Here is a 257-nt window from a genome sequence, read left to right on the forward strand (position 1 = left end):
GCACAAGGGCATGTCGTTATTGTGCAAATAGGGACTCAAAAAGTAGGGTTCGTTGTTGATTCACTAATAGGTCAAGAAGAAGTGGTGATCAAGCCTCTAGATGCATTATTGCAAGGTACGCCGGGTATGGCGGGTGCGACTATTACCTCTGATGGTGGAATTGCACTGATATTAGATGTACCGAGTATGCTAAAGCATTACGCTGGATAATAAAAAGTAGGTATAAACTTTATGCCTACCCATTCATTGAATAAGAG

The 257-nt window shown here is 41.6% G+C and carries 1 protein-coding gene; it reads left to right on the plus strand.

All coding sequences use genetic code 11. The features are described 5' to 3' along the window. The coding region (locus AAEY62_RS23355) for a chemotaxis protein CheW (RefSeq protein WP_350636827.1) at positions 1-210 on the plus strand (210 nt) is incomplete at its 5' end. Positions 211-257 lie beyond the last annotated feature (47 nt).

It is taken from the genome of Pseudoalteromonas sp. GW168-MNA-CIBAN-0100, from assembly GCF_040309225.1.
In the GTDB taxonomy this organism is placed as follows: domain Bacteria; phylum Pseudomonadota; class Gammaproteobacteria; order Enterobacterales; family Alteromonadaceae; genus Pseudoalteromonas; species Pseudoalteromonas arctica.